This window comes from Colwellia meonggei (assembly GCF_057537295.1).
This window is the reverse complement of the sequence record NZ_BAAJLZ010000006.1, coordinates 90,098-108,205: the sequence shown is the minus strand read 5'-3', so window position 1 is coordinate 108,205 and position 18,108 is coordinate 90,098. Positions and strand designations below refer to the sequence as shown.

General features: G+C 38.3%; 18 protein-coding genes. 11 read left to right on the top strand and 7 right to left on the bottom strand.

Annotated features, from left to right (window positions below; translation table 11 throughout):
• The first annotated feature begins 125 nt into the window (after positions 1 to 125).
• A complete protein-coding gene (locus tag AC27E9_RS14800) occupies positions 126 to 536 on the top strand; it encodes a hypothetical protein (RefSeq protein ID WP_487131471.1) in 411 nt (136 codons plus the stop codon).
• Positions 537 to 605: 69 nt separating this feature from the next.
• Here the strand turns inward: AC27E9_RS14800 and pepB are convergent, their stop codons facing one another.
• Positions 606 to 1,913 (bottom strand): aminopeptidase PepB, encoded by a 1,308-nt coding sequence (gene pepB, locus AC27E9_RS14795; protein WP_487131469.1) that lies wholly within the window; start codon positions 1,911 to 1,913, stop codon positions 606 to 608.
• 92 nt (positions 1,914 to 2,005) lie between these two features.
• On the opposite strand from pepB, the gene sfsA reads away from it, so the two are divergent.
• The 7 genes from sfsA to panC all read left to right on the top strand — a co-directional run bounded on the left by sfsA (position 2,006) and on the right by panC (position 8,158).
• Positions 2,006 to 2,731 (top strand): DNA/RNA nuclease SfsA, encoded by a 726-nt coding sequence (gene sfsA / locus AC27E9_RS14790; RefSeq protein ID WP_487131660.1) that lies wholly within the window; start codon positions 2,006 to 2,008, stop codon positions 2,729 to 2,731.
• Positions 2,732 to 3,028: 297 nt separating this feature from the next.
• Positions 3,029 to 3,469 carry an RNA polymerase-binding protein DksA gene (gene dksA, locus AC27E9_RS14785; RefSeq protein WP_487131467.1) on the top strand — a complete coding sequence of 147 codons (441 nt, stop codon included), beginning with the start codon at positions 3,029 to 3,031 and terminating at the stop codon, positions 3,467 to 3,469.
• 12 nt (positions 3,470 to 3,481) lie between these two features.
• Entirely contained in the window at positions 3,482 to 4,384 is a 903-nt protein-coding gene (gluQRS, locus tag AC27E9_RS14780; protein ID WP_487131465.1) for a tRNA glutamyl-Q(34) synthetase GluQRS, read from the top strand.
• Positions 4,385 to 4,474: 90 nt separating this feature from the next.
• A complete protein-coding gene (pcnB, locus tag AC27E9_RS14775) occupies positions 4,475 to 5,923 on the top strand; it encodes a polynucleotide adenylyltransferase PcnB (protein WP_487131463.1) in 1,449 nt (482 codons plus the stop codon).
• Positions 5,923 to 6,414: a 2-amino-4-hydroxy-6-hydroxymethyldihydropteridine diphosphokinase gene (gene folK, locus AC27E9_RS14770; RefSeq protein ID WP_487131461.1), complete on the top strand. Its 492-nt coding sequence runs from the start codon at positions 5,923 to 5,925 to the stop codon at positions 6,412 to 6,414. Before pcnB ends, folK begins: the two co-directional genes overlap by 1 nt.
• Positions 6,415 to 6,471: 57 nt before the next feature.
• On the top strand, positions 6,472 to 7,278 hold the full coding sequence (gene panB, locus AC27E9_RS14765; RefSeq protein WP_487131459.1) for a 3-methyl-2-oxobutanoate hydroxymethyltransferase: 807 nt from the start codon (positions 6,472 to 6,474) through the stop codon (positions 7,276 to 7,278).
• Between the two features lie 34 nt (positions 7,279 to 7,312).
• Positions 7,313 to 8,158: a pantoate--beta-alanine ligase gene (gene panC, locus AC27E9_RS14760; protein WP_487131659.1), complete on the top strand. Its 846-nt coding sequence runs from the start codon at positions 7,313 to 7,315 to the stop codon at positions 8,156 to 8,158.
• Positions 8,159 to 8,286: 128 nt separating this feature from the next.
• Here the strand turns inward: panC and panP are convergent, their stop codons facing one another.
• The 4 genes from panP to AC27E9_RS14740 form a co-directional block, all read right to left on the bottom strand.
• The gene (panP, locus tag AC27E9_RS14755; protein ID WP_487131457.1) at positions 8,287 to 9,924 is read right to left on the bottom strand and encodes a pyridoxal-dependent aspartate 1-decarboxylase PanP; all 1,638 of its coding nucleotides are present in this window, start codon (positions 9,922 to 9,924) and stop codon (positions 8,287 to 8,289) included.
• 428 nt (positions 9,925 to 10,352) lie between these two features.
• Complete coding sequence (trmB, locus tag AC27E9_RS14750) at positions 10,353 to 11,045, bottom strand: tRNA (guanine(46)-N(7))-methyltransferase TrmB (RefSeq protein ID WP_487131455.1); 693 nt, start codon at positions 11,043 to 11,045, stop codon at positions 10,353 to 10,355.
• A gap of 70 nt (positions 11,046 to 11,115) precedes the next feature.
• Complete coding sequence (locus AC27E9_RS14745; protein ID WP_487131453.1) at positions 11,116 to 11,889, bottom strand: ABC transporter permease; 774 nt, start codon at positions 11,887 to 11,889, stop codon at positions 11,116 to 11,118.
• Between the two features lie 3 nt (positions 11,890 to 11,892).
• Complete coding sequence (locus AC27E9_RS14740) at positions 11,893 to 12,834, bottom strand: ABC transporter ATP-binding protein (RefSeq protein WP_487131451.1); 942 nt, start codon at positions 12,832 to 12,834, stop codon at positions 11,893 to 11,895.
• Positions 12,835 to 13,082: 248 nt separating this feature from the next.
• Between AC27E9_RS14740 and AC27E9_RS14735 the strand changes: the two genes are divergently transcribed.
• Positions 13,083 to 15,392: a S9 family peptidase gene (locus AC27E9_RS14735; protein WP_487131449.1), complete on the top strand. Its 2,310-nt coding sequence runs from the start codon at positions 13,083 to 13,085 to the stop codon at positions 15,390 to 15,392.
• A 102-nt stretch (positions 15,393 to 15,494) separates the two neighbouring features.
• Here AC27E9_RS14735 and efp read toward each other — a convergent pair whose 3' ends face one another.
• Complete coding sequence (gene efp, locus AC27E9_RS14730) at positions 15,495 to 16,064, bottom strand: elongation factor P (RefSeq protein WP_487131447.1); 570 nt, start codon at positions 16,062 to 16,064, stop codon at positions 15,495 to 15,497.
• Between the two features lie 58 nt (positions 16,065 to 16,122).
• On the opposite strand from efp, the gene epmB reads away from it, so the two are divergent.
• Both epmB and AC27E9_RS14720 read left to right on the top strand, forming a co-directional pair.
• On the top strand, positions 16,123 to 17,139 hold the full coding sequence (gene epmB, locus AC27E9_RS14725; RefSeq protein ID WP_487131657.1) for an EF-P beta-lysylation protein EpmB: 1,017 nt from the start codon (positions 16,123 to 16,125) through the stop codon (positions 17,137 to 17,139).
• Positions 17,140 to 17,177: 38 nt separating this feature from the next.
• Positions 17,178 to 17,483 carry a hypothetical protein gene (locus AC27E9_RS14720; protein ID WP_487131445.1) on the top strand — a complete coding sequence of 102 codons (306 nt, stop codon included), beginning with the start codon at positions 17,178 to 17,180 and terminating at the stop codon, positions 17,481 to 17,483.
• A gap of 65 nt (positions 17,484 to 17,548) precedes the next feature.
• Here AC27E9_RS14720 and AC27E9_RS14715 read toward each other — a convergent pair whose 3' ends face one another.
• The gene (locus AC27E9_RS14715; protein WP_487131443.1) at positions 17,549 to 18,040 is read right to left on the bottom strand and encodes a DUF3016 domain-containing protein; all 492 of its coding nucleotides are present in this window, start codon (positions 18,038 to 18,040) and stop codon (positions 17,549 to 17,551) included.
• Positions 18,041 to 18,108 lie beyond the last annotated feature (68 nt).

Here is an 18,108-nt window from a genome sequence, read left to right as displayed (position 1 = left end):
AATGAATATTGCTAAGCATTGATTTTTATCTAAACTTAAATTTGAAATTTTTGAAAAATGTGCTTACTTGGCAAGCGCGTTAATTACTGTTATTTATTGTCCCCCGTTTGAAATGGAGTTGTATAATGGAAATTACACTAAAAGGCGAATACTCGATTGCATCAGGATCGAATATTTTACAAGTAGATGCATTTGGTCCGTTTGATAACAGCGTTACTGAGCAATATGTTGATGATATGTATCAAGCATGCGAACAGTTCGCCAGCCAACCATGGGGATTATTAATCTCCTTTCATGGCAATAGTGTATTCTCACCTGAAGCGGAAGAAGCCCTTATTAAGGTCAATAAATATCGAGTAAAACATGGCTTAATCGCTAGTGCGAGTGTGATTCTTGATAGTAGCACTGCGGATATTCAACAACTGCAATTACGCCGAATTTACCAAGCATGTAATATAACATTTTATGTTTTTAGTGAAGTTGGTAGCGCCAAAGCATGGTTAGAGCAATTTTTACAACAAACTAACACTGGCTAACAAACTTAGTCCAAAAAATGACATAAAAAAAGCCGAGAATCTCTCGGCTTTTTCACACTAATTCCACAACTATTTTTGTGCGATTAACTCGGCAATCGTAGCGATACCCAAGCCCGTAGCACCTGCTGCCCACATGCCAGACTCTCCAGCATTATAAGCCGCGGCTAAGTCGAAATGTAACCAACCTTCACCATTGTTTGGTACAAAGCGTGATAAGAAACCAGCCGCATTACTTGCACCACCGGCACCACCACCTTTTTGTGTTCTACTATTTGCCGTATCAGCAAATACCGAGGCACATTTATCTTGGTGCCATGGCTCTAACGGAAACTGCCATAACGGCTCAGCTGAAGTTTGTGCAGCACTTTGTGCTTTAGCCACAGCGTTATTATCTAAAGAGAACAACGCTGAATAATCGCCACCTGTTGCCATAACTGCTGCACCTGTTAATGTTGCGGCGTCAATAATCATCGGTGCACCAGTTTCACCGGCAGCCATTAAACCATCAGCTAATACTATGCGCCCTTCAGCATCAGTATTGGCTACTTCACAAGTAACGCCGTTTTTATAGGTAATAATATCACCTAACTTATAAGCATTATTACTGATCATGTTCTCTGCACAACATAGATATAACTTCACACGCTGAGTTAACCCTTGTTTGATCGCGAATGCTAATGCACCAGCAACCACAGCTGCTCCGCCCATATCACATTTCATATCGAACATGCCGGCACTAGTTTTAATGCTATAACCACCACTATCAAAAGTTATTCCTTTACCAACTAAACACGCAGCAACCGGCGTATTTTCATCATTGGTTGGGTTAAAATCTACCTCTAATAAACAAGGTTCATTAACACTACCTTTGCCAACGTTGTATATTCCCATCCATTGCTCAGCTTTTAATGCTTCACCCTGTATTAATCGTGTCGTAACGTTCTCAGGTGCTAAATCTTTAATATAATCAGTCGTAAGTTCTGCTAATTTTAACGGGTAAAGTTCTGCTGGTGTTTGGTTTGTTAAATCGCGACTCCATGCATAAACGGCTAATTTATTTGTTAACTTTTCAACCAATGCATCATCACCACAAAAACTGATGCTTTCAAGTTTACCAACACAGCTAAAACCTAAGGCAAATGCCCACTGACTTGCTTCATCCCAATTGTCACCCGTTAGTGACGCATGTGCGATGCCCAATTTTTCTATTTTACGAGCCGCAGCTTGAATGGTTCGTAATGACTGAGTCGCATCTTTAGGCACATATATCGCAATATTGTCATCTACTATTTGTACACTTTTTCCTTGCTGCCATCCCTGCGTTAGATTGTTGTCAGTCAAAGAGATTGATACCGAAGCTAAATTTGTCGTGGTCATACTATTACCTTTCAATTTTATTTAATGACAACAGTTTACACCATGGTGGCAAGTATTTAACCTGTAGTGATAATTTATCTACCTCACAAGTTATGAACTTTACTTTACAGCCAAGTACTTTAATAAAACGTTACAAACGCTTTTTAGCGGACGTTATTTTACCCAATGAAGCATCTGTGAATAACAACGAAATAACCATGCACTGTGCAAACACTGGCGCAATGACCGGTTGTGCAACACCTGGAGATACAGTTTGGTTCAGCACCTCAGATAATCAAAAACGTAAATACGCCAACAGCTGGGAGATAACTTACACGCAAAGCAATGACTGGATATGTGTTAATACTATTCGGGCCAATCAATTGGTAGAAGAAGCGCTAAACAACAATGTGATAAGTCAATTCATTGGCCACAGCCAACTAAAACGTGAAGTAAAATACGGTGCAGAGAATAGTAAAATTGATTTTCATCTATACGATCAATCCGGTCGAGAAACCTTTATTGAAGTAAAAAGCGTAACTTTGTTGCAAGAACAACAAGGATACTTTCCTGACGCGGTAACAACACGTGGACAAAAGCATTTGCGTGAACTTATTGCTATGACCGAACAAGGCCACAGAGCGGTATTATTATTTGCGGTATTACATAGCGGCATAAATAGCGTAAAACCTGCTGAACATATTGATAAAAAATATAGCCAGTTGTTACGTGAAGCTAAAAATAAAGGCGTTGAAATAATAGCTTACAAAGCAAATTTCAAACGTAATGAAGGTGACTTTTCAGTGACTTTAGATACCCAAATAGCAGTAAAACTTTAATGTTTTAATAACGACTTTTGTACAATTGACTGCAATAATGATTGACGAGCTACCTAAAAACTTGCTAAAAAAGCTTGCTTATATTTTATTGTGATGACGAAAACGTTAACCAGTTGACAAGTTTTTTAACTTTATCAGCGTTTTTTATAAAATAAGCCTTGAATTTCATAACGACCAACACAATATTAAGTGAGATATTTTAGGTCTATTTAAATTGGCAGTTGCAACCAAGCGATGAAGTTACAAGAAGTAACTATTTTTCATCTGTTTAGGTCTAGTAGCATTAGGAGAATTAACATGCCAAAAAACAAAGCATTAGGTATTTTAGCATTAGCGGGTGTTGAACCATACGTTGAGAAGCCTAACGAAGAATACATGAACGATGAGCAGCTAGAGCACTTTAAAAGAATTCTAGAAGCTTGGCGTGAACAACTTCGCGAAGAAGTTGATCGTACCGTAACGCATATGCAAGATGAAGCGGCAAACTTTCCAGACCCTGTTGACCGTGCAGCACAAGAAGAAGAGTTTAGTCTCGAATTACGTACTCGGGATCGTGAGCGTAAGCTAATTAAGAAAATTGAAAAAACGCTACAGTTGATTGAAGAAGACGAGTTTGGTTTTTGTAAATCATGTGGTATCGAAATTGGCATTCGCCGCTTAGAGGCGCGCCCTACTGCTGACCTTTGTATCGAATGTAAAACATTACAAGAAATCAAAGAACGCCAATTAGCAGGTTAATTGCTATAAAAAATGGTAGTTAGCCAATTATTGCGACCACAAACTCATTTGAGCTATCGTGGTCGCTTTGCTCCTTCCCCATCAGGCTCTTTACACTTCGGTTCTTTAATTGCCGCACTGGCGAGTTATTTAGATGCTAAGCATAATAATGGCCAATGGCTAGTTCGCATTGAAGACATTGACCCTCCTAGAGAAAAAAAAGGCGCAAGTAGCGAAATCCTGAAAACTTTAGAAAGTTATGGTTTACATTGGGATGACAGCGTTTTATTTCAGAGTAAACAAACTCAACTTTATCAGGATGTTTTAGCCGAACTTGCTCAACATAAATTGAGTTATCATTGTGCATGTACTCGGGCGCAAATAAAAGCTGCCGGTGGTATTTACCAAGGCCATTGCCGGTCACTACAATTAGCAGAGAATAACTGCGCAACTCGCGTTATTAACACTGTCGGCACGAGCGAATATCATGACTTAATTCAAGGGCAAGTTAGCTGTAACCAACAGCTGGCACAGGAAGACTTTATTGTCCGCCGAAAAGATAATTTATTTGCCTATCAACTGGCTGTCGTAGTAGATGATATTTACCAAGGGATAAGCCACGTTATTCGGGGCTGCGATTTATTAGAGCCCACTGCAAGGCAATTAAGTTTTTATCAAATATTAGGTAATAGCGCGCCTAAATTTGGCCACTTTCCGCTTGCTGTTACTGAGCAAGGTTATAAATTAAGTAAACAAAACAATGCGCCAAGTATTGACCACAACGCGCCAATTCCATCATTAATTGCTGCGCTGACATTTTTGGGTCAAAAACCACCAAATGAGTTAAAAGATGCTAATCTTGATGAGCTTTTAGCATGGGCTATTCATCACTGGTCATTAGCAAAAGTGCCAAAATCACAAGAAATCGTATTATAACCGTCTGAATAGTAATAAACGTCGATTTTTCACACTGTTTTCATTCTCTTTTACCCTGTGCTGTTATATCATTGCGCGAGAAATTTATTGATGAAATTGGGGTCCACCGTTATCAAAAGCGTGATCAACTTGTGTAAAAAAGTACTCGGAAAAACACGAAAAAGCCAGTCTAAACCGCCATCATTTGAACAGCCAAATATACTTTCTCGTGATCAGCACCCGGTATCTAGAAAACACATTAGTCACAATGCGCTAAAGGTATTGTATCGCTTGAATAAAGGTGGTTATGACGCATACTTAGTTGGCGGCGGTGTACGTGATATTTTGCTTGGTTTAGCACCAAAAGATTTTGATATTGCTACCAATGCCACTCCAGAACAAATCAAGGCGTTATTTCGTAACTGTCGTTTAATCGGTCGCCGTTTTCGCTTAGCACACATTGTTTTTGGCCGTGAAATTATAGAAGTTGCAACTTTTCGTGGCCACCATGAAAACAGCGAAGAAAAAAACTGTCAAAAGACTTCTAAACAAAGTGAACATGGTATGTTGCTACGCGATAATATCTACGGCACGATTGAAGAAGATGCTGAACGTCGAGATTTCACCATTAATGCTCTTTACTATTCAGCCAAAGATTTCAAAGTCTATGATTTTGCAAACGGCGTTGCTGATGTCTATGCCAAGCAAATTAGGCTTATTGGAGATCCTGAAACGCGCTATCGTGAAGATCCTGTAAGAATGCTTAGAGCTATTCGCTTTGCAACTAAGTTAGATATGAATATTCATACTGACACCAAAGCACCAATTAAGTCACTTGCACCACTAATGGCCAATATTCCGCCAGCACGTATGTTTGAAGAATTTTTAAAGTTATTTATGTCTGGCAAAGCAGGCGAAAACTTCCAGCAATTACGTGACTATAATTTATTTCAGTTTTTTTTCCCGGCAGTAGAGCAGCAACTAAACCATCAATCTCACGCTTACTTAGCTGACTTTATCAAATTGGCGATGAAAAATACTGATCATCGAGTTAATAATGATCAACGTGTTACGCCAGCATTTTTATTTGCCGCCATGTTATGGTATCCAATGCAAGAGCACATACAGCGCTTAAATAGTGAAACACAACTAACACCACAAGACGCATTTTTCGCAGCATTAAGTGAAGTAATGTCAGAGCAGCAACGTAGCATTGCAATTCCAAAACGCTTTCAAGCAGTGATGAAAGATATTTGGATATTGCAAGACAAGCTATCGCGTCGTGAAGGTAAACGAGCATTTAAAGCACTAGAACATCCAAAATTTAGAGCCGGATATGACTTCTTATTACTGAGGGCTGAAATAGAAAGTGCCAGCAATCAAGACAATCAACAACCTACAGCGCTACAAGAGTTAGCCAAATGGTGGAGTGACTTTCAACATAGTAATGCCGACACTCAGCAATTTATGGTTAAAAGTATTGGCCAAAACAGAAGCGGTTCAAGAAGGACTCGCAAACGTAGAAAGCCTAGAACACAGTCATCAGGAAGTGAAGCTTAATGTCACTCGCCTATATTGGGTTAGGTAGTAATTTATCTGATCCTCAAGCCCAAATTAGTGCTGCGTTAACGCAATTAAGATCATTAACTAATTGCTCGGTTGAGGCAGTTTCATCACTGTATTTTAGTAGACCTATGGGGCCACAAGATCAACCTGATTATATGAATGCTGTGGTTGCCCTCTGCACCGAACTAACGCCCATTGAATTGCTTAATCAATTACAGAGTATTGAAATTAAAGCTGGACGCGTGCGCAAGGATAACCGCTGGGGCGCAAGAGTTTTAGATTTAGATATTTTACTTTTTGATAACTTAGTTATGAACACTGAGCGCTTAATAGTGCCCCATTATGGCCTTAAGCTTCGTGAATTCGTTTTATTGCCGTTGGCTGAAATAGCACCAAACTTGAATTTACCTGATGGTGACAACGTCTTAGAACTGGCCAACCAGATTGAAAAAAATGGACTAAAAATTCACAGCCAATTAAGTTAGTATAACCACTCTAAAAATATAAATGATTCATGTTGCAACATGAACAATGGAAAAATTATGTCGACAACTAAGGCTAAAATAACCACTGCCACTTTGAAGAAAATGAAACAGCAGGGCGAAAAAATTACCACCATTACTGCGTATGACGCCAGTTTTGCTAAAATTTTCGATCAAGCAGGTATTCATGCTATTTTAATTGGTGATTCATTAGGCATGGTACTACAAGGCCAAGATGATACCCTACCTGTTGATATTGAACACATGGCTTACCATACACAATGCGTAAAACGTGGTGTTGAAAATACACTGATTATTGCTGATATGCCATTTATGAGCTATGCAACAACCGAGCAAGCTTATGTTAATGCCGCAAAGCTTATGCAAGCAGGCGCCAGCATAGTGAAAATAGAAGGCGGTCAATGGCTTGAATCAACTATCAAGGGTTTAGTTGAACGAGGTATTCCAGTTTGTGCTCATTTAGGTTTAACACCACAATCAGTTAATGTTTTTGGTGGCTTTAAAGTGCAAGGCCGAGACAGCGACAAAGCGCAAGAAATGATTGAAAACGCTAAAGCATTGGAAGCTGCTGGCGCACAGTTATTAGTATTAGAATGTATTCCTAGCGGTTTAGGCAAAGCAATTACTGACGCAGTATCTATTCCGACAATAGGTATCGGTGCAGGTAAAGACACTGACGGCCAAATACTTGTTATGCACGACGCACTTGGTATTTCATGCAGTTATATGCCTAAATTCTCCCGTAACTTTTTAATTGATACCGGTGATATCCAAAAGGCCATTGAACTCTATATTGCCGAAGTGAGTAATGGAAACTTTCCTGGCCCTGAGCATATTTTTAAGTAATCACCGACGATACTAAGCAGAAGCTAAGATGACAATGCAAACAATTTCAGACATTAAAGCCTTGCGAGAAACCATTAGCACTTGGCGTCAGCAAGGCTTAAAAATTGCCTTTGTGCCAACAATGGGCAATCTTCATCAAGGACATATTTCATTAGTTGATAAAGCCATATCTGTCGCTGATAAAGTGGTTGCCAGTATCTTTGTCAATCCAATGCAATTTGGTGCTAACGAAGATATCGATAATTACCCAAGAACTATGACGGCCGACCAAGAAAAACTTCAAAATGCCGGTTGCGACTTACTATTTACGCCTACACCTGACATTATTTACCCAAAAGGTTTAGACAAACAAAGCTATGTCGAAGTACCTAATGTTTCTGACGGTTACTGTGGCGAAAGTCGCCCAGGTCATTTTCGAGGCGTATCAACCGTCGTTTGTAAACTTTTTAATTTAGTGCAGCCTGACATCGCCTGCTTTGGTTTAAAAGATTACCAACAAGTACAAGTAATCCAAACTATGGTTGAAGACTTGTCGATGCCGATTGAAATCATTCCAGTAGCTACGGTGCGAGAAGAAAGCGGTTTAGCACTTAGCTCAAGAAATAACTATTTAACAGTAGAAGAAAAGAAGATTGCGCCAGCATTAAGCCAAAATATTCAATGGCTAGCACAACAAATTTCAGATAATAGTGACTTTATTGGTCTTGCTAAAAAAGCTGCAAATTTTATTGACAATGCAGGCATGAAAACAGACTACATTCATATTTGTCATGCACGAACACTGCAACCGGCAAGTGAAGATGATAAAGAGTTGGTGATTCTTGCCGCCGCCCATTGTGGCAAAGCAAGATTAATCGATAATTTACAAGTATTTCTGTAAATCGATTGAGCAATAATTTAAACAAGTCATGAAAGCAAAAAAGCTAATAACATTGTTATTAGCTTTTTTATTTGGCTGTGCTTATTACTCGCTATAGCATATGGGTTATTCTAAATATTAAAGCGCTACTAACTCTGATTTGCCATTGATAATAAGCTTGGTAGAAACGTTTCACTTTCCTGCGCCAATTGCGCTTGCTCAGCCAATACATCTTGTAAAATAGTTTTTGACGTTAACGGATTAGCCAATACCACTCTGAAAACTAATGTTTTACGTCCTTGGTATTTCTGTACTTCAATTCGTGTACGTGAAACAAATGACTTGCCATTTTCACGTTGACGCTTCTGTACAAACTTAGTTAGCTTATCAAGCAAAACATTAATGCACTCTTGTTGTTCATTATCTGCTGACGCTAATAACCTTTGAACACATGCTGGATTATAGCGATAAGTTAATAAACACAATTCTGGTTCAGTAACCAACTCGAAATCAGCATGCTGCTTGATTAACTCAGCAAAATAATGTGCCTTTTCGATACTAGTATTAATTAACATTTCATAGCCAGGACGGCTAATAACATGTAGTGCCGCATACACTAGCATTGCCATACCTGGGCGCGAACCTTCAAGGGTATGGCTACCTAAATCTTTTGAGCCTTTACGTAAAATATATTCGGCATGATGCTCAATTGCAGCTACTGAAGCAGGGTTTTTAAATACTACCAAGCCAGCGCCCATTGGCACATACATTTGCTTGTGGGCATCAATAGTAACAGAGTCAGCCAGTTCAATGCCTTTTAACATAGGTCGGTATTTTTTTGATAATAACGTTGCCCCTCCCCATGCTGCATCAACATGAAAGTGAGCATTGTACTGCTGAGCAATTTCCGCCATTTGCTCAAGCGGATCAATATTGCCCGTTTCAGTGGTACCGGCAACCCCAACAATACTTAACACTCGAATATTATCTTGTGCTAACTGTTCACACTTTGCTTTTAACAGCTGACAATCAATTTTATTGTTTGCATCAGTTGGAATAGCAATCACACTTTCTTGGCCAATACCTAAAACATCAGCAGATTTTTTTAATGAGTAATGACCACGTGATGACACTAAAATAGCTAAGCCATCATATTGGTAATGTTTAAGCGCGCTATACAACCCTTCTCGAGCAACACCACGAAAATCACCATCGGGCTTAAGTAAGTTATTACGAGCTACCCAAAGAGCCGTTAGGTTGGCAATAGTACCGCCAGAACAAAAAGCACCTAAGGAATGGTTAGCGCTATGCATCCATTGCTGGTAGAAGCTTTCTTCATCTTGATAAACTAGTCGATGCATCATCCCTAGCACTTGACGCTCCATTGGCGTGAATGCTTTTGAGGTTTCAATTTTTACTAGATTTTGATTCAACCCAATCATCAGTTTTGACAAGGGTAAAATGAAATAAGGTAATGCTGACGTCATGTGTCCAATGAAATTTGGACTTGATGTGTGAACCGATTGTGACACTAACTTATCAAGCAAGTGATGCATATGATCAGAAACAAACGCTGGGTTTTCAGGAATTTTCGAACCTGCAAAATCTTTTTCTATTTCAGTCAAAGCTTGTTCGGTGGCCGCAATATGCTCACCTAAAAAGCCCGCTAAATTTTGCGAGATCTCATTCTCAATTCGACCCAATGTAGAATCGGGCGCCACAGGAATGGTAAAAATGCGATGTAAAGACTCTTCAGTCGCTTGTGCCGCGCGTTTACTAACCGTCATACTTATTCACTATTTACTACTCACCATAAGCAAGTTGTTCTACATAAGTGCGGCACTGTAATAAAATTTTGACTAAAAGTCTCGTTTTTTCCACCCTATTTGGTGTTTAAAACAATTATATTGAAAATAATTCAATATAATTAAGCTAGTAATGTTGCTACGTAAACCAATGCTAATTCAACAATTGCTAAACTACTTAATGCCATCATAAATACAGTTTTTTTAATATTGTTAGTCATGTCATTCATCCTAAATTTCAACTTGATATACCAAAGTAATATCAACATTCAGGCCAAAACTTTAATCAATTGATATATAAGGAAAAGTAGTAATAAAACAGAAATAACAATAATTCGGAATTGAGGTAATTGGCCAAATAAATGTAAATTTAGCCAATTATTTAAATATTTTGCAACACTAGCTAAGTATTAACTTTTAACAATTGTTAATTGCCAGCATGTTTGGCCACTAGCTTGATATTTAGCTTCAAAGGGCGTTAATGGCTGCTCGTCATTAACTTCAGAAATACCACCAAAGAAACCAGCGATGCCAGCCGCCACTTGAAATTCTTGTAAGTATAACTGCCAATTACTACGTAAGATTATCTCATCGCCTAAGGCAACAATTTGTGGAAATACCGCACTACCGTGCCAACGCCTTTGAATATGTTTAGCCTTAGGCCACGGGTTTGGGTATAAAATATAGTGCTTACTCACTGGCCACTTAGCCTCGACCACAAGCCGATAAAAATCGTTTAAGTCAGCACGTACTAGGTGGAAGTTATCAACAACACCATCCTCACCTTCACGACTAACTTCGTCAACATTACGATTAATTCTATGCGCTGACTTATCTACACCTATAATTAAGGCATTAGGATTTTTTTTTGCTAGCAAACGCGTACTTTGACCAACGCCACAGCATGAATCAAGAATGATTTCGCCAGAGAATGACTGGACAATCTGATTAATTTCATCAAAAGCTTGTTGCGTATGTGTCTGTATCGGTTTCTGAGACGGGTGCTCAATATGCTTAGCAACAATCTCAGTTAGCTTTTCATGTATTCCTGGCTGGTTGGTTACAATAACTTTTGAATCACCAGTAACTTCTGTTGAACTCATTGTGCCTTTACCTGTACTTCTTTAACATTTTTAAAAATTCTCGCACCATAATATAGTGCAACTAACTGCACTAGCTTCTTAAACCTATACCTTTAGTAATTAACACCATGGCAACGCTATATAAACTCACAATAAAAACCCCAAGTACTGAGAATGACATAACTAAACTTACGTCGGAGATCCCCAAAAAGCCATAGCGAAAAGCATTAACCATGTAAACAATTGGATTAATTTGTGAAACACCCTGCCAAAACTCCGGTAATAAACTAATCGAGTAAAACACGCCACCTAAATACGTTAATGGCGTTAAAATAAAAGTTGGAATAATCGAAATATCATCAAAGCTTCCGGCAAAAATAGCATTAATTAAACCACCTAAAGCAAAGGTCGCAGAGGTAAGCGCTACCGTTGCAATAATTACCCAGATATTATGAATTTGTATATCAACAAAAAACATCGCAACAATGGTCACAATACTACCAACTAAAATACCTCGAGCCATACCGCCACCAACATAACCGGCAACAATAACCCAATTAGGTACAGGTGCCACTAGCATTTCTTCAACATTACGTTGCCATTTTGCACTGAAAAACGACGATGCAACATTGGAATATGAGTTGGTGATAACACTCATCATAATAAGACCAGGCACAATAAATGACATGTAATCAAAACCGCCCATTTCACCAATTCGCGAGCCAATTAACGAGCCAAAAATAACAAAATATAAGCTAATAGTGATTGCTGGAGGCACTAACGTTTGCACCCAAATACGCATAAAACGATGAATTTCTTTATGAAGAATACTTTTCAGTGCAATAACATTTCTTGAGGTGACCATTTTTTACTCCTGCACTTTATTGTCAGCTGATTCTTGACCACTGCCAACTAAACTAACAAATAGTTCCTCTAGTCGGTTGCTTTTATTTCTCATACTTAAAACATCAATATCTTGTTCGCTTAATTGCGTAAAAACTTGGTTAATCGTTTGCGATTTCTTTACATCGACCTCCAAAGTATGATCATCGATTACACGACAACAAAATTCTTTAAGTTGAGCCGGTTTGCTGTTTGGCTTTAGGTCAAAAACAAAGGTTTCAATATCTAACTTAGCTAATAGCGATTTCATATCGGTATTTTCAACAATAATGCCTGAGTCGATAATGGCAATATTTCGACACAGCATTTCAGCTTCTTCCAAGTAGTGCGTAGTTAATATAATCGTTATACCCTGCTGGTTAAGTTCACGTAAAAAGTCCCACATTGAACGACGAAGCTCAATATCAACACCAGCAGTAGGCTCATCAAGAATTAACATTTTAGGTTCATGCATTAAGGCTCGTGCAATCATTAAACGACGTTTCATACCGCCAGATAGCATACGAGCAGCACTATCTTTTTTATCCCACAAGTCTAATTGTCTTAAGTACTTTTCTGCACGTTCTACGGCAACAGAACGCTCAACACCATAGTAGCCAGCTTGGTTAATTAGAATCTTCATTAAAGGTTCAAACTGATTAAAGTTAAACTCTTGCGGCACTAAACCAATATAACTTTTCGCAGCTTCTAGCTCATTATCAATATCGTAGCCAAAAACACTCACCTGACCGGCAGTTTTATTCACCAATGAAGTGATCACTCCTATGGTGGTAGATTTACCCGCACCATTAGGTCCCAACAAGGCAAAAAAGTCCCCCTGTTTGACAGTAAGATCGATACCTTTAAGTGCTTGAAAACCGCCTTTATAGGTTTTTTCTAACGCTGATATTTTTAATGCCGATTGCATAGCTGATCCTAAAATATTTTTGTCTCTTTAACGTGGGGGCAAGTTCGAGGTTTTCAATAAAAAAGTCATTGTTATTGCAGTAGCTAAACAGAAATCAAGCAGAACCCAATTGAAAACCTACTGAAGGTGTATTCCCTGACTCGAGCTTGAGCCGTTTCGAGACTAAATTACCAAAAGTAGCGATAAGTTAGATTGTTTTATTTTTGTATACAATTTACAGTAAACATAATATTAAATAAGGAATTATTATGTTTACTGCTAAGCTCTCTCGCTGGTGCGCGCTCACCGCTATTTCAGTGTCGTTAATTGCCTGCCAAAGTACAGATTACGATTCGGCATCATCACAAAACGCAATTGATAAACCATTAACACTTGAGCGTATTTATCAAGATCGTGAGTTCAAATCACAATGGCTTGGTAGAATACGCTGGTTAGCCGATGGTAGTGGCTATACCGCAGTAGAAAAGTCACTAAAAACAAAAAACGATGATAATGATAAAGCCAAAGCCAAAAGTATCGGCCGTGATATTGTTTTTTATAACCCTAATACCTTAGCAAAAACAGTACTTATATCAGCAGAGCAATTAATCCCCGAAGGCAGCTCTAAACCACTATCAATAGATAACTACATTTGGTCAAACGATCGCTCACAAGTACTTATTTACACCAATAGCAAAAAAGTATGGCGCTCAAATAGCCGTGGCGACTATTGGGTATTAAACCTAAATTCAAATCAACTTAAGCAATTAGGTGGTGATACAGTTAAAGCAAGTAGCTTAATGTTTGCTAAATTCTCACCTGACGGCAACCAAGTAGCTTATGTGCATGACAATAATATCTATGTTGAAACTTTAGCAAATAACCATATTGCACAACTAACTTCCGATGCTGGAAATGGCATTATTAATGGCTTATTTGACTGGGTATACGAAGAAGAGTTTTCTATTCGTGATGGTTTTCGTTGGAGTCCTGATGGAAAAAGTATTGCCTATTGGCAATTAGATACAAATGGCAGTAAAGACTTTATCATGATTAACAATACTGATGAACTTTACCCTATTTTAACTAAGTTTCCTTATCCAAAAGTTGGCGAACAAAATGCGTTAGCTAAAGTCGGTATAGTTGATTTAAAAAATAAAAAAACAACTTGGGCAAAACTCCCCAATAACTCTCGTGAAATGTATATTCCACGGATGAATTGGTCAGGAAATTCATCACAAATATTGATCCAGCACGTTAATCGTAAGCAAGATACCAATAAACTTTATTTAACGGATGCTAAAACTGGTGCAGTAGATTTAATTCAAATAGAGAAAGAAAAGAACTTTCTTGATTTTTATGATGACGCCCGCTGGTTGAAAAATGGCTCCGATTTCATTTGGAAGAGTGAACGCTCTGGTTGGCGCCATATTTACAAGATTTCACGTGATGGCAATACTGTTATCAATTTAACTCAAGGCGAATTTGATATTACCGACATTCAAGCTATTGACGAAAAAAATGGCTGGGTTTATTTTATCGCTTCACCAGATAACGTTGCTCAACGCTACTTATATCGCAGTAAACTTGATGGTAGCCTATCAAACCAACGCATAACCCCTGAAGAATTTTCCGGCTCAAACCGTTATCAAATGTCGCCAGATGGCCAGTGGGCTATTCATTCTCATTCTGACTTTTCAACACCAACACAAAAAAGCTTGGTAAAGATTGAAGGTCATCAACAAAAACATCCGTTAATGGCTAATAACAAGCTCAAGCAACAAATGGCAAATATGGCTAGGCCTGAGCACGAATTTTTCCAAGTAAAAGCACAAGACGGCGTAGTGCTAGATGGTTATATTATGCGTCCTGCTAATTTTGATGCCAGCAAAAAGTATCCAATTATATTTTATGTTTATGGTGAACCTGCCGGACAAACTGCACAAGACCGATGGCGCGGTAATGCCTATTTTTGGGATCAGATGCTAACCGAGCAAGGTTTTATTGTTGCCTCAATCGATAACCGTGGCACACCAGCGCCAAAAGGTAGAGAGTGGCGTAAATCAATTTACGGCGCAGTCGGAATTTTATCTTCACGTGATCAAGCTGACGCCCTACAAGCAATGGCAAAACGTTGGTCATACATAGACTTAAATCGCGTTGGCATTTGGGGACACTCAGGTGGCGGATCAATGACCCTTAACATGTTATTTCGCTACCCCGAATTATACAAAGTTGGCATTTCACTAGCACCAGTTGCTGATCAGCGGTTATACGACAGCATTTATCAAGAGCGTTATTCTGGCTTATTAACTGAATATGCCGACGGATATGAGCAAGGCTCTCCAATTACTCATGCTAAGAATTTGCAAGGTAAATTGTTATTAGTGCATGGTACCGGTGACGATAATGTTCACTACCAAGGTACTGAACGTTTGATAAATGAGTTAATAAAACATAATCGTCAGTTTGACTTTATGTCTTATCCAAATAGAAGTCATGGTATTCGAGAAGGTGAAGGAACCACCTTACACCTAAAAACCATGATGACAGATTACTTTACTGAGCATTTAAAGTGATCATGATTTCTTGTTTGTTTTAAATAGCAAAAAGCCTGCATTTGCAGGCTTTTTTCTTTTCATGTTGGGCCAGTCATCACCCAAAACATTTCGATTTAAACTTTACTTACCAGCACGGGAAACATATTCACCAGAGCGAGTGTCAACTTTAACAACTTCGCCAATTTGTACGAATAATGGTACACGAATTACTGCACCAGTGGTAAGCGTTGCTGGCTTGCCACCTGTGCCTGCTGTATCGCCTTTTAATCCAGGATCTGTTTCTGTGATTTCAAGCTCAACAAAGTTAGGTGGCGCTACAGAAATAGGATTACCATTCCAGAAAGTAATCGTACAAAGGTCACCTTCAGCTAACCATTTTACATTGTCACCAACCGCTTTTTCATCAGCCGCAACTTGCTCAAAAGTTTCGTTATTCATAAAGTGCCAAAACTCACCGTCAGCGTATAAATAGCCTAACTCTGAGTCCATAACGTCTGCGCCTTCAACACTTTCACCTGATTTGTATGTTTTTTCTAATACCTTACCAGATATCAACTTACGAATTTTAATACGATTAAACGCTTGCCCTTTACCTGGCTTTACGATTTCATTGTCGATAATGTTACAAGGTTCACCATCAATCATTAATTTAAGTCCAGCTTTGAACTGGTTAGTGCTAAAATTAGCCATAATTATTATGCTCGCTCGTTCACGTAGTAAACGCAAAGGTTAAAAATTGAATATAGAAATGCCGCAAATAATAACTCAAATCAGCGATAAATTGCACACTTCTTGGCAAAAAGAATTAGCAAATGTTATTACAGATCCAAAAACTTTATTGGAATTGCTGGAAATTTCACCGCAACAATACCAACAGCATTTCTCGGCGCGCAAATTATTTCCGGTAAGAGTGCCGCGCCCACTACTTTCAAGAATAAAAAAAGGCGATATTAATGATCCTATTTTAAAGCAGGTAATGCCGCTAGATTCGGAATTTATTGCAACCGATGGTTACTTAACAGATCCCTTAGAAGAGCATGATACGGTTGCTCCGGGGTTACTACATAAATATAAACATCGAGTGCTAATGGTAGTGAAAAGTGGCTGTGCGATTAATTGCCGCTATTGCTTTCGTCGACACTTCCCATACGCAGATAACAGCCCAAATAAAATTCGCTGGCAGCAAGCTCTAGATTATATAAAAACACATAACGAAATCAACGAGGTAATTTTTAGCGGCGGTGATCCATTAATGGCCAGTGACGAGCACTTACAATGGTTAATAAATGAAGTTGAGCAAATAGCACATGTAAAACGTCTACGCATTCACACCCGTTTACCTATTGTTATTCCACAGCGTATTACTCCGACTTTAGTTAAAGCGTTAACACAAACACGATTAAAGCCGACCATCGTTTTTCATATTAATCATGCCAATGAAATTAATAAAGATGTAATAGAAGCGCTTGCTCCCTTAATAGAGGCGCGAATACCACTATTTAATCAAAGTGTGTTACTAAAAGGCGTTAACGATAATGTAGAAGTATTAGCAAACTTGAGCGAAGCCTTATTTGATGCCGGTATTCAACCTTACTATTTGCATTTGTTTGATAAAGTTCAAGGCGTTGCCCACTTTGATATTTGTGAAGAGGCCGCTAAAAAAATTATTTTACAATTAATGGCAATTCTACCTGGCTACTTAATGCCAAAACTTGTTAGAGAAATTGCTGGTGAAGCTAACAAAACGCCGATCAATTTGGCATAATAGCGCCATTGAACAGCCTAAAATAGATATGAGTAATTATGAGCGAAGCCGTACACAAGCAACTTGTCGATAATATTTCGATTATTTTAAAGAAATCATTAGCCGCAGATGACACATTAACTACCCTGCGAGAAGCAAAGCAAGCAGGTTTCTCAGCAATATTTACTGAAGATGCAGGCTTTAAATGTTCAGCAAATACATTCCAGCCATACGTTGAAGAAGTCGCAAATGATCTAGTTTTTTGGCAAAAAACATCAGATCAACAAACGCTTATTGATTTAGTGAAAAAAATAGAGCAACTGTTCACAGTATTAAGTAAATTTGAGCAAAGCAAAGAAGCTTAAATCAGCAATAAAAAAACGCAGCCTAGCTGCGTTTTTATTAACCTTCACTGATATAGCTTCACAAACTACTCTGTGAATGTCTCTTTAAACCAGTCATCTAACATTTCTTTTTCATAACCTAATGATTGGCTACGGTATTTAGTACTAACACTTTGCAAAAACTTTAAGTTCCTAAGTAGAATTTTTTCTTCTTTAATAACTGAATTTTCACTATTTACCAATTTGTATTGAAGTTCTAATTCAGGCGGGAACGCTTCTTTAATAACTCGAACTTGTTTAGAATCCTTAAATTTAACAGTACCTGCTAAATCGACGTTAAGCACTTCAATAATAAGTTTTTGATCGCTAGGTAATGAATTAGCCAATTTATCAATATGCTTTCCTATCGATTTGGATACCCACTCTTTAAAATACTTACGATTTTCTTCACCTGCTTCAATATCAGTATAGTTATCGATATTTGACCATTTAATTTCAACTTCAGCAGCCTGCGAAAACGGCACTTGAGCCATCGCAGAAACAATGATGAATACGCCTATTACAATTTTTTTTATCATTTACTAATTCCTCTAACATTTTATTTCAATATAGTAGACAATAAAATAGCAAGTAAGGTTGTATGAAT

Excerpts from the sequence above, each read along its gene's own strand:
- trmB (WP_487131455.1), bottom strand. The coding sequence starts at position 11,045 with ATGAGTTCAACAGAAGTTACTGGTGATTCAAAAGTTATTGTAACCAAC.
- AC27E9_RS14745 (WP_487131453.1), bottom strand. The coding sequence starts at position 11,889 with ATGGTCACCTCAAGAAATGTTATTGCACTGAAAAGTATTCTTCATAAA.
- AC27E9_RS14720 (WP_487131445.1), top strand. The coding sequence starts at position 17,178 with ATGAGCGAAGCCGTACACAAGCAACTTGTCGATAATATTTCGATTATT.
- gluQRS (WP_487131465.1), top strand. The coding sequence starts at position 3,482 with ATGGTAGTTAGCCAATTATTGCGACCACAAACTCATTTGAGCTATCGT.
- dksA (WP_487131467.1), top strand. The coding sequence starts at position 3,029 with ATGCCAAAAAACAAAGCATTAGGTATTTTAGCATTAGCGGGTGTTGAA.
- panP (WP_487131457.1), bottom strand. The coding sequence starts at position 9,924 with ATGACGGTTAGTAAACGCGCGGCACAAGCGACTGAAGAGTCTTTACAT.
- pepB (WP_487131469.1), bottom strand. The coding sequence starts at position 1,913 with ATGACCACGACAAATTTAGCTTCGGTATCAATCTCTTTGACTGACAAC.
- sfsA (WP_487131660.1), top strand. The coding sequence starts at position 2,006 with ATGAACTTTACTTTACAGCCAAGTACTTTAATAAAACGTTACAAACGC.
- AC27E9_RS14740 (WP_487131451.1), bottom strand. The coding sequence starts at position 12,834 with ATGCAATCGGCATTAAAAATATCAGCGTTAGAAAAAACCTATAAAGGC.
- panB (WP_487131459.1), top strand. The coding sequence starts at position 6,472 with ATGTCGACAACTAAGGCTAAAATAACCACTGCCACTTTGAAGAAAATG.
- pcnB (WP_487131463.1), top strand. The coding sequence starts at position 4,475 with ATGAAATTGGGGTCCACCGTTATCAAAAGCGTGATCAACTTGTGTAAA.
- epmB (WP_487131657.1), top strand. The coding sequence starts at position 16,123 with ATGCCGCAAATAATAACTCAAATCAGCGATAAATTGCACACTTCTTGG.
- AC27E9_RS14800 (WP_487131471.1), top strand. The coding sequence starts at position 126 with ATGGAAATTACACTAAAAGGCGAATACTCGATTGCATCAGGATCGAAT.
- efp (WP_487131447.1), bottom strand. The coding sequence starts at position 16,064 with ATGGCTAATTTTAGCACTAACCAGTTCAAAGCTGGACTTAAATTAATG.
- AC27E9_RS14715 (WP_487131443.1), bottom strand. The coding sequence starts at position 18,040 with ATGATAAAAAAAATTGTAATAGGCGTATTCATCATTGTTTCTGCGATG.
- AC27E9_RS14735 (WP_487131449.1), top strand. The coding sequence starts at position 13,083 with ATGTTTACTGCTAAGCTCTCTCGCTGGTGCGCGCTCACCGCTATTTCA.
- panC (WP_487131659.1), top strand. The coding sequence starts at position 7,313 with ATGCAAACAATTTCAGACATTAAAGCCTTGCGAGAAACCATTAGCACT.
- folK (WP_487131461.1), top strand. The coding sequence starts at position 5,923 with ATGTCACTCGCCTATATTGGGTTAGGTAGTAATTTATCTGATCCTCAA.